This window comes from Porphyrobacter sp. HT-58-2, assembly GCF_002952215.1.
GTDB lineage: Bacteria > Pseudomonadota > Alphaproteobacteria > Sphingomonadales > Sphingomonadaceae > Erythrobacter.
Map to the genome: position 1 here is coordinate 1,809,680 of NZ_CP022600.1, position 14,835 is coordinate 1,824,514.

At 63.9% G+C, this 14,835-nt stretch carries 15 protein-coding genes and 1 tRNA gene; 11 read left to right on the top strand and 5 right to left on the bottom strand.

Annotated features, from left to right (window positions below; all coding sequences use genetic code 11):
- Positions 1-69 precede the first annotated feature (69 nt).
- Positions 70-1,737: a putative bifunctional diguanylate cyclase/phosphodiesterase gene (locus CHX26_RS08610; RefSeq protein ID WP_104942012.1), complete on the bottom strand. Its 1,668-nt coding sequence runs from the start codon at positions 1,735-1,737 to the stop codon at positions 70-72.
- A gap of 179 nt (positions 1,738-1,916) precedes the next feature.
- Between CHX26_RS08610 and CHX26_RS08615 the strand changes: the two genes are divergently transcribed.
- The gene (locus CHX26_RS08615) at positions 1,917-2,324 is read left to right on the top strand and encodes an EVE domain-containing protein (RefSeq protein ID WP_104942013.1); all 408 of its coding nucleotides are present in this window, start codon (positions 1,917-1,919) and stop codon (positions 2,322-2,324) included.
- A gap of 149 nt (positions 2,325-2,473) precedes the next feature.
- On the opposite strand, the gene CHX26_RS08620 is transcribed toward CHX26_RS08615, so the two are convergent.
- Positions 2,474-4,177 carry a thiamine pyrophosphate-binding protein gene (locus tag CHX26_RS08620; RefSeq protein WP_104942014.1) on the bottom strand — a complete coding sequence of 568 codons (1,704 nt, stop codon included), beginning with the start codon at positions 4,175-4,177 and terminating at the stop codon, positions 2,474-2,476.
- Positions 4,178-4,336: 159 nt separating this feature from the next.
- Between CHX26_RS08620 and CHX26_RS08625 the strand changes: the two genes are divergently transcribed.
- Positions 4,337-4,528: a hypothetical protein gene (locus CHX26_RS08625; protein ID WP_104942015.1), complete on the top strand. Its 192-nt coding sequence runs from the start codon at positions 4,337-4,339 to the stop codon at positions 4,526-4,528.
- Here the strand turns inward: CHX26_RS08625 and CHX26_RS08630 are convergent.
- The gene (locus CHX26_RS08630) at positions 4,525-5,847 is read right to left on the bottom strand and encodes an MFS transporter (protein ID WP_104942016.1); all 1,323 of its coding nucleotides are present in this window, start codon (positions 5,845-5,847) and stop codon (positions 4,525-4,527) included. The two genes, CHX26_RS08625 and CHX26_RS08630, sit on opposite strands and share 4 nt — an antisense overlap.
- A 153-nt stretch (positions 5,848-6,000) precedes the next feature.
- Between CHX26_RS08630 and pgsA the strand changes: the two genes are divergently transcribed.
- The 3 genes from pgsA to CHX26_RS08645 are packed head-to-tail and all read left to right on the top strand — an operon-like array spanning position 6,001 to position 7,237.
- On the top strand, positions 6,001-6,609 hold the full coding sequence (gene pgsA, locus CHX26_RS08635) for a CDP-diacylglycerol--glycerol-3-phosphate 3-phosphatidyltransferase (protein ID WP_104942017.1): 609 nt from the start codon (positions 6,001-6,003) through the stop codon (positions 6,607-6,609).
- Positions 6,610-6,662: 53 nt separating this feature from the next.
- A complete protein-coding gene (locus tag CHX26_RS08640; protein WP_104942018.1) occupies positions 6,663-6,995 on the top strand; it encodes a hypothetical protein in 333 nt (110 codons plus the stop codon).
- A 50-nt stretch (positions 6,996-7,045) separates the two neighbouring features.
- Positions 7,046-7,237 (top strand): hypothetical protein, encoded by a 192-nt coding sequence (locus CHX26_RS08645; protein WP_104942019.1) that lies wholly within the window; start codon positions 7,046-7,048, stop codon positions 7,235-7,237.
- Here CHX26_RS08645 and CHX26_RS08650 read toward each other — a convergent pair.
- Together CHX26_RS08650 and rnd are read right to left on the bottom strand one after the other, a co-directional pair.
- Positions 7,234-8,130, bottom strand: coding sequence for a hydrogen peroxide-inducible genes activator (locus tag CHX26_RS08650; RefSeq protein WP_104942020.1), 897 nt, complete (start codon positions 8,128-8,130; stop codon positions 7,234-7,236). The genes CHX26_RS08645 and CHX26_RS08650 overlap by 4 nt on opposite strands.
- Positions 8,131-8,139: 9 nt before the next feature.
- Positions 8,140-9,351: a ribonuclease D gene (gene rnd / locus CHX26_RS08655; protein ID WP_104942021.1), complete on the bottom strand. Its 1,212-nt coding sequence runs from the start codon at positions 9,349-9,351 to the stop codon at positions 8,140-8,142.
- Between the two features lie 177 nt (positions 9,352-9,528).
- Between rnd and aspS the strand changes: the two genes are divergently transcribed.
- The 6 genes from aspS to CHX26_RS08685 all read left to right on the top strand — a co-directional run bounded on the left by aspS (position 9,529) and on the right by CHX26_RS08685 (position 14,788).
- A complete protein-coding gene (aspS, locus tag CHX26_RS08660; RefSeq protein ID WP_104942022.1) occupies positions 9,529-11,325 on the top strand; it encodes an aspartate--tRNA ligase in 1,797 nt (598 codons plus the stop codon).
- A gap of 129 nt (positions 11,326-11,454) precedes the next feature.
- A complete protein-coding gene (locus tag CHX26_RS08665) occupies positions 11,455-11,691 on the top strand; it encodes an acyl carrier protein (RefSeq protein ID WP_017666217.1) in 237 nt (78 codons plus the stop codon).
- A gap of 139 nt (positions 11,692-11,830) precedes the next feature.
- Positions 11,831-13,090: a beta-ketoacyl-ACP synthase II gene (gene fabF, locus CHX26_RS08670; protein ID WP_104942023.1), complete on the top strand. Its 1,260-nt coding sequence runs from the start codon at positions 11,831-11,833 to the stop codon at positions 13,088-13,090.
- Between the two features lie 4 nt (positions 13,091-13,094).
- A complete protein-coding gene (mltG, locus tag CHX26_RS08675; protein ID WP_104942024.1) occupies positions 13,095-14,060 on the top strand; it encodes an endolytic transglycosylase MltG in 966 nt (321 codons plus the stop codon).
- Positions 14,061-14,066: 6 nt separating this feature from the next.
- Complete coding sequence (locus CHX26_RS08680) at positions 14,067-14,597, top strand: 2'-5' RNA ligase family protein (protein WP_104942025.1); 531 nt, start codon at positions 14,067-14,069, stop codon at positions 14,595-14,597.
- A 114-nt stretch (positions 14,598-14,711) separates the two neighbouring features.
- A tRNA-Met gene (locus tag CHX26_RS08685) sits at positions 14,712-14,788 on the top strand.
- The last annotated feature ends 47 nt before the right edge of the window (positions 14,789-14,835 follow it).

The window sequence follows — 14,835 nt, forward strand, 5'->3', positions numbered from 1 at the left end:
GGTCACTGCCCGCGCATCTATGCACGCAAGCGCCCTGCGTCCAGTCCTGCGCGGCGAGGAGGGGGCGCGTCAGGAGCGCGCGATGCGCTGCCGCGGTTCGGAGTCTTCGTTCTCGCTGACCGGCATGGGCCTTTTGTGGTTGGCGCCCACTGTCAGTTTGCCGGCCTTCTTCAGCCGCGCGCGCACGGCTTCGCCATCTTCGGGCTGGCCATAGAAATAGCCCTGCGCCTTCAGACGGCCCATGGACTTGAGCGCGTTGAGAATCGCCTCGTCCTCCACACCTTCTGCGGTCAGCGGCAAGTCGAGGCCGCGGCCGAGCGAAATGATCGCCTCGACAATCCGTGAACGCTTGCCCGGTTCGCGCAGTTCGCTCACGAAGCTGCGATCGATCTTGATCCGGTCAAACGGCAGGTTGCGCAGTTGCTCGAAGCTTGAATAGCCGGTTCCGAAATCATCGAGGCTGATCTGCACCCCCTGATTGCGCAGGGACATGATCATCGAACGCACAAGCCCGATATTCTCGTGGAGGCAGCTTTCGGTGATCTCGATTTCAAGCCGTTGGGGCGGAAAGCCGGCCGTGACGAGCTTCTTGAGCAGGCGCTGGGCAAACCACGGATCGCGCAGCTGCACCGGCGAGATGTTGATCGACAGGGTCAGGCTGTCATCCCATTCGCGCGCGTCGGCAAAAGCCTGTTCCATCAGGCGTTCTGATAGCTCGTTGATGAGGCCGATTTCCTCGGCAATCGGCACGAAGATGTCCGGGCTGATGATGCCCATCTGCGGCGAACGCCAGCGGGCCAGCATCTCGAACCCGACCAGTTCGCCGCTCTCAAGGTCGACTTGCTGCTCGTAAAATGGCACGAATTCGCCGCGCGCCAGACCCCGCCGGATGCCGGTTTCGATCTGGTTGCGAAACCGCAGTTCGCTTTCCATGCTCGGCTCGAACCAGAAATAGCGGTTCCGGCCCTGCTTCTTGGCCTGATAAAGCGCCATGTCGGCGCGGTGCATCAGCGTGCTTGCATCGACCACGACACCGATCGTCCCGTCGGTGTCATGATCGGACGCAAGGCCGATAGAGGTGGTCATCTCGACCGTCACCTCAGGTAGCCGGAAGGGCTGGGCAATGCTCTCGAACAGGCGGATCACCAGATCATCGACACGGTCATTCTGGCCTGCCGGATAGGCCATGACGAAGGCGAATTCGTCGCCGCCGAGGCGAGCCAGCCGGGCCTCCCGCGGAAGCAGCTTGCGGACCCTTTCGCACAGCATCACAAGCACGGCATCGCCGGTTGAATGTCCATGCATATCATTGATCTGCTTGAAGTTATCAAGGTCGATCATGCAATAGGCGATCGCGTCGCCGCGGATTGCGGCGCGCTTTCGCAGGTCTTCGGTGGCGTCCATCATGCTGCGCCGGTTGAGGCAACCGGTCAGCGGATCGGTGGCAGCCAGCAATTGCGCGCGGGCTTCGGCATGCCGCCGCTCGGCGATCTCGCGGGTAAGCTCCCGGTAGCGCCGCCAGCCGAAGATGATCAGCGCAACGTTGAGCAGCAGGGCATTGACAAGGATCACATCAGGTCGCCGGCTGCCGTCGCCCATCAGCAACGCATCGAGCGCCTGCGGCAGGACCGATCCTCCCGTGCCGACCATCAGGATGATCGCCGCAACAGCGATACCCAGCGCGATCACATCGCGTTCGGCGGCCTCCAGAGGATTGTCTGGCTCGTTGTCTGTCAAAACTCTTGCCCTGCCAACATGGTAGCGGCGATCAGGCTGGCCCGATCCCGTCTCCTTGAGCGGTTCATCTCATACTCGCTTAAATATCAGGTTAATTAGGCGCTTGCCCGCGGGGGCTTGGCGAAATCGGGACGGGCGGGCTATCGGGGCGCTCGCAATCACAGGGAGCACACCGGGCTATGGCCTACTGGCTGATGAAATCGGAACCGTTCAAGTACAGCTGGGATGATCTGGTCGCCGAGGGCGAGGGTACCTGGGACGGGGTGCGCAATTACCTTGCGCGCAACAACCTCAAGGCGATGGAGGTGGGGGACGAGGCGTTCTTCTACCACTCGCGCGAAGGACTTGAGATTGTCGGTATCTGTACCGTCAGCGTGGCGGGGATCGGCGATCCTACCGACGACACCGGCAAGTGGGCGGCCGTGAAGGTCAAGCCCAAGGAAAAGTTCGCAAACCCCGTCACCCTCGCCGCGATCAAGGCCGAGCCGCGCCTTGCCGAGATGCAGCTTATTCGCCTGTCCCGCCTGTCGGTCTGCGCCGTCACGCCGGAGGAATGGGCGGTGGTCTGCACAATGGCCAGGGGATAGCCGCTGTTTCACGTGAAACCGCCGTTCTGGCGGGGGTCTGGAGGGGGTCTGGATAGGGTCTGACGGGGGTCTAGGCCTGACCTGACCCGGCCCAACGGCGCGCTGGCGGCCTGCAAGCGCGGCCTGCCATCACAGCCCCGCAGCCAACCTCATGCCCCGGCCTTTGCCCGCAATCCGCTGATGGTCGCGCCGCTTGCCGCGATGCGTTCCAGATCGGTCAGGACGTGGATCAGACGGATGCCGCCGCGCCCCTTGGCCTCCTCCAACGCGGCCTCGAATTCGCCGGTGGTCTCAACCCGCGCACTCCACGCACCATAGGCCGCGCCCAATGCGGCGAAATCGGGATTGGCGAGCGCCGTCGCCGAGACGCGGCCTGGATATTCGCGCTCCTGATGCATCCGGATCGTGCCGTAGCTGCCGTTATCGACCACCACCACAATCAAGGACGCCCCGGATTGCGCGGCGGTCGCCAGTTCCTGCCCGTTCATCAGGAAGTCCCCGTCGCCCGCCACGGCCACCACCGTCCGCTCCGGGAAACGCAGGGCGGCGGCGACGGCGGCGGGGACGCCATAACCCATGGCCCCGCAGGTCGGGGCGAGCTGGCCGGGATAGGCCTCGTAGCGCCAGTAGCGGTGCCACCACCCGGCAAAGTTGCCCGCCCCGTTGCAGATGATCGTATCGGCAGGGAGCATCGCGCGCATCGCGGTAACGCAAGCGGCCAGATCCATCGCGGCGTCGGACGGCTGGGCGGTTGACCACGCCAGCCACTCGGCATGGGCCTCGGCCCCGGCATCGAAGGGGATGATCGCCTCATCTTCCCACAAGGCGGCGCATTCGGCGAATTCGTCGACGGCGCAAGCCAGCGCCAGATCGGTGCGATAGACCCGGCCCAGTTCTTCCGGGTCGGGGTGGATGTGGACGAGCGTCTGGCCGGGGTGTTCGAGGGTGGGGACGGTGTAGCCATCGGTGGTCGCCTCTCCCAGCCGCGCGCCGACCGCGATGACGAGATCGGCCTGCCGCACCCGCTCCACCAGCTTGGGGTTGGGGCCATAGCCGAGGTTCCCGGCATAGACGGGCGAAGTCGGCGCAATCGCGTCCTGACGGCGGAATGCGGTTGCCACCGGGAGCCCGATTCTTTCGGCGAATTGCTGAAAATAACTCCGCGCCTTGGCGTTCCAGCCCGCGCCGCCGATGATCGCGATGGGACTTGCTGCATCGGCGATCAGATCGAACAGCGCGGCCATCGCATCCGGGCAGACAGCCTGTGCGGGGCGCAGGGCGGCGGGGCGGGGGATGATGCTGTCCGGCACCTGTTCGACCAGCATGTCTTCAGGAAGGGCAAGCACTACCGGGCCGGGCCGCCCGCTGATGGCGACCTGATGGGCGCGGGACACATATTCGGGAATGCGGCGAGGATCATCGATCCGCGCCGCCCATTTGCAGATGGGGCCGAAGAAGGCCGCGAAATCGACCTCCTGAAACCCCTCGCGGCCCTGCGCCGTGCGGGCGACATCGCCGACGAACAGGATCATCGGCTGGCTGTCCTGATGCGCCACATGGACGCCGATCGAGGCATTGGTCCCGCCCGGCCCGCGCGTGACGAAAGCGATGCCGGGCCGCCCGGAGCCGCCCGCCACCTTCATCGCGCCATCGGCGCAGGCCATGAAGGCCGCTCCGCCTTCCTGCCGGCATGTGACGACATCGATCTCAGGAACATCGGGCAGGGCATCCAGCACGGCGAGAAAACTTTCCCCCGGCACGGTAAAAATCCGGTCTGCGCCTTCCGCTGCGAGACAATCGACCAGCAAGGCAGCCGCGCTCCGGGTGCCGGGTGTGCGGGTGGAATCAGACATTTGCGCGCATTCTCCCCTCGTCCTGTCCCGAGCCTCTACTACCCGCTGTCAGAGCGTGCAAATTCAGCCTGTCCCACGCTGCGACAGCCCCGCCGCACACCGTTTGCAATAGTTAAGAAAGTCTTAAAACTGACCTCTCTGCACAGGGAGAGTCGAACAATGCGCCGCAGCCTGGTTCTCACCGAAGAGAGCGCCCGCCACTGGTTCCGGGCGAGCCTGCCGCCGCACGTCAAGCGCGATCTGATCCCGATTCCGGCAGAAAGCCTGTGGCGGCTGACGATGGAGGATGTGCGCGGCGTTGCCAGCACCTATGTCGCAGCGACGCTCGCGATCTTCGCCTTCATCATCTAGCGCAGGTCTTCCGGCCCGCGCAGCGCCTCAAGCGCATGGAGCTTGCGCGCGAGTTGCGCGGAAAACAGGCACAGCACCAGGCTCAGCAGCAATTGTTCCTGCAAGGGGATCCCGAAAAAGCCGAGCGCGCCAGCCAGCCCGGCGCCGACCACCATGAACACCGACGAGATGAAGTTGTTGGCCGCGACCGAGCGTGAGGCTTCGGACTTGTCCACTCGTGTCGTCAGGAAGGCATAGAGCGGCACCACGAACATCCCCCCTGCTATCGCGATCAGCAGCAGGTTGGCAGTCAGCGCCAGCGCCAGCGGCTGGACGAGGAATTCGCCGACGGTAAACAGCCCGCCATTGGCAGGGGCCAGATCCCAGATCCGGCACAGCCCGTAAAAGGCGACCAGCAGCACCCCCAGCACCAGCACCGAAGGCGCGGAATAGCGCGCCGAAATATCGCCTTTCAGCAGCGCATTGATCGAGACCGATCCAATCGCGATCCCGGCCGAGAACGCCACCAGCAGCACTGCGGCCACTTGCTTGTCGGCGAGCAGCACATTCTTGGCGAGCGGGATGAACTGCACTGAAAGGATCGCCGCAATCGCCCAGAAATAGCTGATGGCGAGCACCGAATAGCGCAGCTCGAGGTTGCCCATCGAGAATTTGATCAGGTCTTTCGAGGCGCGGATCGGGTTCCAGTCGACCGCGGTTTCCTCGGTCTGGGCAGGCGCGGGCGGCACGAAGCGGCAGGTGGCATAGCCCACCAGCGCGATACCGATGACCGCAAATATGCTCCACATGATCGGCATGGCACCACCCAGCATCATGCCGACAAGGATCGCGACATAGGTGCCGGCCTCCACCAGCCCGGTGCCTGCCAGCACTTCGTCCTTGTGCAGGTGCTGGGGCAGGATCGCGTATTTGATCGGCCCGAAGAAGGTCGAATGCACGCCCATCGCGAAGAGGGCGGCAAACATCAGCGGCAGGGCAAGGCCTTCGATCGAGATGCCGCGTGCCGCCAGCAGCAGGCCGGTTGCGCCGACCGACATGATGATGATCTCGGCAAACTTGATCCAGCGGATGATCTTGGTCTTGTCGCGCATGTCGGCGAGCTGTCCGGCGGTGGCGGAAAACAGCACGAAGGGCAGCACGAACAGCGCGGTCGCCAGTCCGCTGATCAGCGTCTCCATCTCCTCGGAGTTGTAGACCTGATAGACCACGAACAGCACCATCGCGTTCTTGTAGAGATTGTCGTTGAGCGCGTTCAGGAGCTGGGTCAGGAACAGCGGCAGGAACCGGCGCTGGCGCATCAGGTTGGTCGATGTGGTCATGCGGTGGTGGTGCTGGCGCTTCCCTGTTGGTCTGCCGGGACATAGCGCCGCGGTGCGGTTTCACAAGTGCGCCTGCGCGCGTGCCTGCCTTGTGGGGGATGGCAGGCCGGGGGGTTTTGCGACGCTCCGCTCCGCGCTAAGGCGGGTTCTGCCATGTCGAGCCTGCCCAATATCCTGACCGCCTCGCGCATTTTCGCGGTGCCGCTGCTGGCGTTCTTCTTGTGGTGGCCGGACTGGCGGCTGGGGTACCTGATCGGCTTCGTGCTCTATTGCATCATCGCCATCACCGATTTCTTCGACGGCTATCTCGCCCGCGCGCAAGGAACGGTGTCGAAGCTGGGCATCTTCCTCGATCCGATCGCCGACAAGATCATGGTGGCAGCGGTGATTCTGGTGCTGACCGCGCAAGGATATCTGCGCGGGCCTTATGCGGGCGATGTCCACGTGATCGCGGGGCTGGTCATTCTGGTGCGCGAGATTGCGGTTTCGGGCCTGCGCGAATTTCTCGGCGGGATTCAGGTGTCAGTGCCGGTATCCCGGCTCGCCAAGTGGAAGACCACCTTTCAGCTGGTGGCGCTGGGCGCGCTGATCCTTGGCGGGGCGGTGCATGGCAAGCCGTGCCAGTCGGTGCTTGAGGCCTGCGGGACGCTGGCGGATAGCTGGGTGCATCTGGTCGGGCTTGTGAGCCTGTGGACCGCCGCAGTGCTGACTTGCGTGACCGGCTGGGATTACCTGCGGGTCGGCCTCAAGCATATGGATTGATGTGCAGGATTGGCACTGGAACTGCACCGCCGGTTCGGTTTACACTGCGCAACATGGGATCGAATGCATCGGATGAACCGGGCGCCTTTGTCGGGCGGCTGGCGGATCAGGCACGAAGGCTCCAGCGCGAGGCGCGCAATGCCATCGCGCAGGGCGACTATAGCCGCGCGTCAGCACTGATCGACGATGCCGAACTGCTCGCCGATGATGTGCATGGGCTGGTCGATGATATCGAACACCGCGAGACCGATCGCCTGATGGAGCTGGCTGCGGCTGCTACCACCACCGAACCTCCGGCAGACGATCGCCTGCGCCCCCCGCGCCGCCGCCTGCGCGTCGCCATCGGCGCGAGCCTGGCGATGAGCCTTGCGCTGACGGAGTGCTGAGATGTGATGGCCGGGTGTGATCCTGCCGGCCGCCCACACCGGGGTGTGATGTGAGCCGCGAGGCTGCGCTGGCAGTGATGGCTCTGATGGTGGCCATCATAGTTGCAGTCGGATGGTTGCTTCACCGCAAGGGCGACAAGGCAGGCACTTTTCTGTTTCTTTACATGCTGTTCGTGCTGATCGTCGCCATCCTTATCACGCTGCTTTACGCGCTGGCGATGTTCATCCGGATGTTGTCCTAACCCGCCCGCAGTTCCTCGGCCAGCAGCAGGAAATCCGGCTCGCGCGGGGAATTCTTGCGCCAGGCCAGCACAATCTCGCGCTTGGCGGTGGGGCTGTCGACGGGACGCGCGACCACCTGCGTTCCGGCAAGGATGCCCGCCTCCAGCGCCATTTCGGGCAGCATGGTCAGGCCAAGGTCATTATCGACCAGCTGCACCAGCGTGTGCAGGCTGGTGCCGATCATCGCTGCACTGGCGCGCAATTCCGAGCGGCTGCACGCTGCCAGCGCGTGATCGCGCAGGCAATGCCCGTCCTCCAGCAGCAGCAGCCGGCCCTGATCGATCATGTCGGGCTTCACAGTGGCAGGCGGATCGCGCGGGTCATCCTTGGGGAAGGCGATGAACAGGCGATCATCGGCAATGTGGGCAATCGCCGCGTCACCCGTTTCGAAGGGCAGGGCCAGCAGCACGCAATCGACCCGGCCGTGATTGAGCGATTCGAGCGCGTCCTGGCTGGTCTCCTCGCGCAGCATCAGCTTCAGTTCGGGGCGTTCACGCTTGAGCCGGGGCAGGATACGCGGCAGCAGGAAGGGGGCGATGGTGGGGATGACGCTCATGCGCAGCTCGCCCACCAGCGGCTTGCCCGCTGCCTGCACCAGATCGGCCAGTTCCTCGGCTTCGCGAAGCAGCCGGTTGGCCTTGGCCACGACCTGTTCGCCCAACGCGGTAAAGCGCACCACCCGGCGGCTCCGTTCGACCAGCGTCACGCCGAGCAGCGATTCCAGCTCGCGGATCCCCGCTGATAGTGTCGATTGCGACACGAAGCTGGCGTCGGCGGCCTTGCCGAAATGCCCGTGCTCGTGAAGCGCCACAAGATATTGCAGCTGCTTGATGGTGGGGAGGTAAGTTGACATGGCCCAGTGCTATTCCGCTGCCAGCGCGCCCGCTTCGGGTGCCTGTGGCATCACCACATCATCGATATGGGTCATCTTGAGCCGCCCCTTCTCGACCGCGAAGGCGAGCTTGCCCTCGACCAGATCGAGAGCGTCCTTGCCGAACACTTCGTAACGCCAGCCCTGCAAAACCGGCAGGTTGCGCACTCCTGCCGCGAGCGATTCCATCTCCTCGGCACGGGTCAGCAGGCGCGGGGCCACATCGATCTCGCGGGCGCGGATCTTCAGCAGCAGCTTGAGCAGGTCAGCGACCAGCGCGCCCTCCTTGCCCAGCGGCGCGCCATGCTTGATCTTTTCGGGCATTTCATCCTTGGGCAGCGGCTCGGCCTCGGCCAGCACCTTCATCAGGCGCTTGCCGATGTCATTGTCCTTCCACGCCGGGGAAAGCCCGCGCACCTTGGCCAGATCGGCCTGTGCCTTGGGCGGGTGGCTGGCAATGTCGGCCAGCGTCTCGTCTCGCATGATGCGCCCGCGCGGGATATTCTTGTGCTGCGCCTCGCTTTCGCGCCACGCGGCGAGCGCCTTCATCCGGCCCAGCACCTGCGGGTTGCGCCCCGGCTGGCGGATGCGCTTCCATGCAAGGCCCGGATCGGTGAGGTAGTTTGACGGATCGGCAAGCTTTTCCATCTCGGCATCCAGCCACCCGCCCCGGCCGGTCTTGATCAGCTTCTTGAGGATCTTGGGGAAGATGGCCGAAAGATGCGTCACATCGCCAATGGCATATTCGATCTGCCGGTCGGTCAGTGGACGACGGCTCCAATCGGTGAAGCGTGCGCCCTTGTCGATGGTGAGGCCGACCCATGTCTCGACCAGATTGGCATAGCCGATCTGTTCCGACTGGCTGATCGCCATCATCGCGATCTGGGTGTCGAAGATGGGGTGGGGGGTCTTGCCCGTCAGATTGACGATGATCTCGACATCCTGCCCGCCTGCATGAAAGACCTTGAGCACGTCTTCATTGTTGCACATCAGATCGAGCAGCGGCGCAAGGTCGATCCCCGGCGCCATGGGATCAATCGCGGCGGCTTCTTCGGTATTGGCGATCTGCACCAGGCACAGTTCCGGCCAATAGGTGTTCTCGCGCATGAATTCGGTGTCGACCGCGACGAAATCGGATTTGGCGAGGCGGCCGCAGAGGTCGGAGAGGGCCTCGGTCGTGGTAATCAGCGGGTGGATTTTCATGGTCACTTTTCACGTTTTGCAGGCGGAGTGCCGCCCTCGGGTTCGAACCCAGTTTGCCCCACACCGCTTGACAAAGTGCAAGGCTTGCCCTGTTAGCGCGCCGACGTTGGAACAAGAGTTTCCGGTAACGCGCCCGCGCGCCCTAGCGTCATAGCCGCGAACAGGACAAGAGTTTAGATGCACCCCTACCGCACGCATACTTGCGCACAGCTTTCTTCCGCCAATGTGGGCGAAACCGTCCGCCTGTCGGGCTGGATCCACAGGAAGCGCGACCACGGGGGCGTGCTGTTCGTCGACCTGCGCGACCATTACGGCATCACTCAGATCGTCGCCGACAGCGACAGCCCGGCGCTGCCCGTGCTGGAATCCTTGCGCGTCGAGAGCGTCGTCACCATCGAAGGTGAGGTCAAGGCCCGCGCCGAGGGCACGATCAATGCCAACCTTGCCACCGGCCAAATCGAAGTCTTCGCGCGCGGGGTGACGGTGCAGAGCGCGGCCGAAGAGCTGCCGATGCCGGTCGCCGACGAACAGCCTTACCCCGAGGATATTCGCCTCAAGTACCGCTTCCTCGATCTGCGGCGCGAGACGCTGCACCGGAACATCATGACCCGCGTGGCGGTGATCGCCGACATGCGCGCACGGATGAATGCGGCCGGTTTCAACGAGTTCTCGACGCCTATTCTGACGGCTTCAAGCCCCGAAGGCGCGCGCGACTTCCTCGTACCGAGCCGCATCCATGCGGGCAAGTTCTACGCGCTCCCCCAGGCGCCGCAGCAGTACAAGCAGCTGCTGATGGTGGCGGGCTTCGACCGCTATTTCCAGATCGCCCCCTGCTTCCGCGACGAAGACCCGCGCGCCGACCGCCTGCCGGGCGAGTTCTACCAGCTCGATCTCGAAATGAGCTTCGTGACGCAGGAAGAAGTGTGGGAAACGATGGAGCCCGTCATTCAGGGCACCTTCGCGGCCTTTGCGGGCGACAAGCACGTTACCCCCGCGGGTGGATTCCCGCGCATCCCTTACGATGAGGCGATGCTCAAGTATGGCTCCGACAAGCCCGATCTCCGCAACCCGTTGATCATCTCGGATGTGTCCTCGCACTTCACGCAGTCGGGCTTCGGCCTGTTCGAGAAGATCGTCGGTGGCGGCGGCGTGGTCCGCGTCATCCCGGCGCCTGCAACCCACGAGAAGAGCCGCAAGTTCTTCGACGACATGAACGACTGGGCGCGCAAGGAAGGCTACGCGGGCCTTGGCTATGTCACCCGCAAGGGCGGCGAATTCGGCGGGCCGATTGCCAAGAACCACGGCCCCGAGCGGATGGCCGAACTCTATGCCGAGCTTGGGCTGGGCGAGAATGACGGGTTGTTCTTCGCCGCGGGCAAGGAAGCCGATGCGGCCAAGCTCGCCGGTGCTGCGCGCATTCGCGTGGGCGAGGAATTGGGCCTCGTCGACGAGAGCCGGTTCGAACTGTGCTGGATCGTCGATTTCCCGTTCTACGAATGGGACGATGACGCGAAAAAGGTCGATTTTTCCCACAACCCCTTCTCGATGCCGCAGGGCGGGATCGACGCGCTGCAGGGGCAGGACCCGCTCAACATCAAGGCGTTCCAGTATGATCTGGTCTGCAACGGCTATGAAATCGCCTCCGGCTCGATCCGCAATCACAAGCCGGAAACCATGGTCAAGGCGTTCGAGATCGTCGGCCTTTCCAAGGCGGATGTCGAGGAACGCTTTGGCGGGATGTACCGCGCCTTTCAATACGGCGCGCCGCCGCACGGGGGCATGGCCGCAGGTGTCGACCGCATCGTGATGCTGCTGTGCGGGGCGAAGAACCTGCGTGAAATCTCGCTGTTCCCGATGAACCAGCGCGCGGAAGACCTGCTGATGGGCGCGCCGAGCCCGGCCGAACCGCGCTCCTTGCGTGAATTGCACCTGCGCGTGGTCGAACCGCCGAAGAACACCGGCGGCGCGGCCTGACCTAATCTCGTCGGGCGTGCGGGGCGCTTTGCCGCTGTGGGCAGCGCTCCTCATGCCCACTTGCGCTTGTCCGCGCCCTTCATTAGGGCGGGGACGAGATTTACTAACCCCAGTTCAAGAGGGAATATCATGAGCGATACTGCCGATCGGGTGGCCAAGATTGTCGTCGAACATCTGGGTGTGGAAGCCGACAAGGTGACCCAGGATGCCAGCTTCATTGACGATCTGGGCGCTGACAGCCTTGACATCGTCGAGCTGGTGATGGCTTTCGAAGAGGAATTCGGCGTCGAAATCCCCGACGATGCGGCCGAGAAGATCACCACCGTTGGTGACGCGACCAAGTACATCGAAGAACACAAGGGCTGATCAAGGCCTAAACTCCCGTTCGCCCTGAGCTTGTCTAAGGGCCGTCCTTGCTTCCTTGGCATGGTGACGGAAGAAAAACGGGGCTTCGACAGGCTCAGCCCGATCGGGTTCGAGCCTGTCTTGCGTTTTGGAGAACATTATGCGCCGTGTGGTTGTTACCGGGCTTGGTCTTGTCACCCCGCTGGGCGGCGATGTGGAGACCTCGTGGGCAAACCTCATCGCCGGGGAAAGCGGAGCGGGGCAGATTACCCGTTTCGACGCCTCGAACCAGAAATGCACCATCGCCTGCGAAGTGAAGGGCAAGGATCATCCCTGGGGCTTTGATCCTGACAAGCGTGTGGATCACAAGGTGCAGCGCCAGGTCGATCCCTTCATCGTCTATGGCATTGATGCCGCCGGACAGGCGCTGGAAGATGCCGGCCTCACCGACATGACCGATGCCGAGAAGGAGCGCACCGGCTGTTCCATCGGCTCCGGCATCGGCGGGCTGCCGGGGATCGAGATCGAGAGCGTCAACCTCCATGAACGCGGCCCTGGCCGGGTCTCTCCCCACTTCGTTCACGGGCGCCTGATCAACCTCATCACCGGGCAGGTGCAGATCAAATACGGCTTCATGGGGCCGAACCATGCGGTGGTCACCGCGTGCTCCACCGGCGCGCACTCGATTGGCGATGCCGCGAGGATGATCATGATGGACGATGCCGACATCATGCTGGCGGGCGGGGCGGAAAGCACCATCAACCCGCTCGGCATTGCCGGCTTTGCGCAGGCGCGCGCGCTCAACATGAGCATGAATGACCGCCCGACCGAGGCGAGCCGTCCCTATGATCGCAACCGCGATGGCTTCGTCATGGGCGAGGGCGCGGGCGTGGTCGTGCTTGAGGAATATGAACGCGCCAAGGCGCGCGGCGCGAAAATCTACGCCGAAGTCACCGGCTACGGGTTGTCGGGCGATGCCTATCACGTCACCGCCCCGCACCCCGAAGGTCGCGGCGCGGAACTGGCGATGCGCATGGCCTTGAGGAAGGCCGGTCTCGGGCCGGGCGATATCGACTACATCAACGCCCACGGCACCTCGACCATGGCCGACACCATCGAACTCGCCGCGATCAAGCGGGTGCTGGGCGATGATCTGGGCGGCGCGTCGATGTCGTCCACCAAGTCCGCCATCGGCCACCTTCTCGGCGGCGCGGGCGCGGTTGAGGCGATCTTCTGCATTCTCGCGATGCGCGACCAGATCGTGCCGCCGACGCTGAACCTGCAGGATCCCGATGACGGTACCGAAGGTATCGACCTGGTGCCGCTCAAGGCGCGCAAGCGCGAAGTGCGTGCGGTACTGAACAACTCCTTCGGCTTTGGCGGCACCAACGCCTCGCTGATCATGCAGAAGGTCGACTGATACCGTGAACCGCGCGCGGCTCGCCGTGCTGGGTCTTGTCGCGCTGGCGCTGGCCGGACTGGTCTTCGTGTGGAGCCTGCTCGGTTCGGCCACGATTGCCAAGGACACCAGCTTCACGATTCCCGCCGGGGCTTCGGTCAGCGCGGTCGCGGACAAGCTTGAGGCCGAGGGGCTGATTTCCTCGGCTTCCGGCTTCGTTTTGCAGGCGCGCATCTTCGGCTCGGACGCGCCGATTCAGGCGGGCGAGTTCCTGCTCACCCCCGACATGAGCCAGGGCGACATCCTTGCCGCCTTCCAATCGGGCGACGTCATCCGGCGGTTCGTGACCATCCCCGAAGGCATGCCCTCGATCCTGGTGTGGGAACGCCTGATGGCCGAGGACCTGCTGACCGGCGAGGTCGATGTGCCGCCTGAAGGTTCGATTCTGCCGGACACCTATGATTTCGAACGCGGACAGAGCCGCAAGGCGCTGGTCGAGCGGATGCAAGCGGCAATGGACAAGGCGCTGGCCGAGGAATGGGCCAACCGTAGCCCCCGTATCGCTGTCGATACCATGCGCGATGCGCTCATCCTCGCCTCGATCGTCGAGAAGGAGACCGGCAAGCCTGAAGAACGCCGGATGGTGGCCGGGCTCTATTCCAACCGCGTGCGCACGGGGATGATGTTGCAGGCTGATCCTACCATCATCTACCCGATCACCAAGGGTAAACCGCTGGGACGCCGGATCCGCCAGTCGGAGATCGCGGCGGTCAACGGCTACAATACCTATACCCGCGTTGGCCTGCCCGAAGGCCCGATCACCAATCCGGGCCGCGCGAGCATTGCTGCGGTGATGAACCCTGAAACCACCAATGCGCTGTTCATGGTAGCCGATGGCACCGGAGGCCACTGGTTCGCCGACACCCTTGCCGAACATAACGCCAATGTTGCCAAGTGGTATGCGATCCGCCGTGAACGGGGGGAAATGTAGGGGCGCGTGCCGCAGCCCTTCATCCTCACCGCTTTCCTGCCATCCGACGTGCAGGGATGGGCTGAAGGCCTTCGCCGTGCGCATTATCCGCCCGAGAAGAACCACCTCCATGCCCACGTCACGCTGTTCCATTCCTTTGCACCGTCGTTGCTGGAAGAGCTGCGCGATTTTCTGCCGAGGGTCGTGGCCGAATTTGCCGCGCCGCAAGGCGTGGTGAAGGGCGTTATGGATCTGGGGAAGGGGACGGCCATTGCCTTGGACGCCCCGCAGCTTCTCGTGCTGCGCGCGATCATCGCCGAGCATTTTCACGGCAGTCTCACCGCGCAGGATCTCCACGAGCCGCGCCCGCACATCACCATCCAGAACAAGGTTACCAAGGAGGAGGCGCGGGCGCTTCAGGCGCGTCTCGGTCCGGCGCTTGCGCCGTGGATCGCCAAGGGGCCTTTCGCCTTTCCGGCGCTGGAGCTGTGGCAGTATCGCGGCGGGCCTTGGGAGCAGGTCAAGACCTGCGCCTTCAGAGGCCGCGAGCGGCTCTGATCCGGTCGGAGCAAAGGGCTTGACCGGGCGGCTGACGCGCCCTAAGTGCGCGCCTCGCCCGGGCCGACACCCGGAGCCGAATCCGGCCGAGACAGACCGCCGGATGCCCCTTGGGGCGGAGTAGCTCAGCCGGTTAGAGCAGCGGAATCATAATCCGCGTGTCGGGGGTTCGAGTCCCTCCTCCGCTACCAATGGCACTTCCGAAAGCTTCCGAATGCTTTCGCATTTTTCCAAAAAA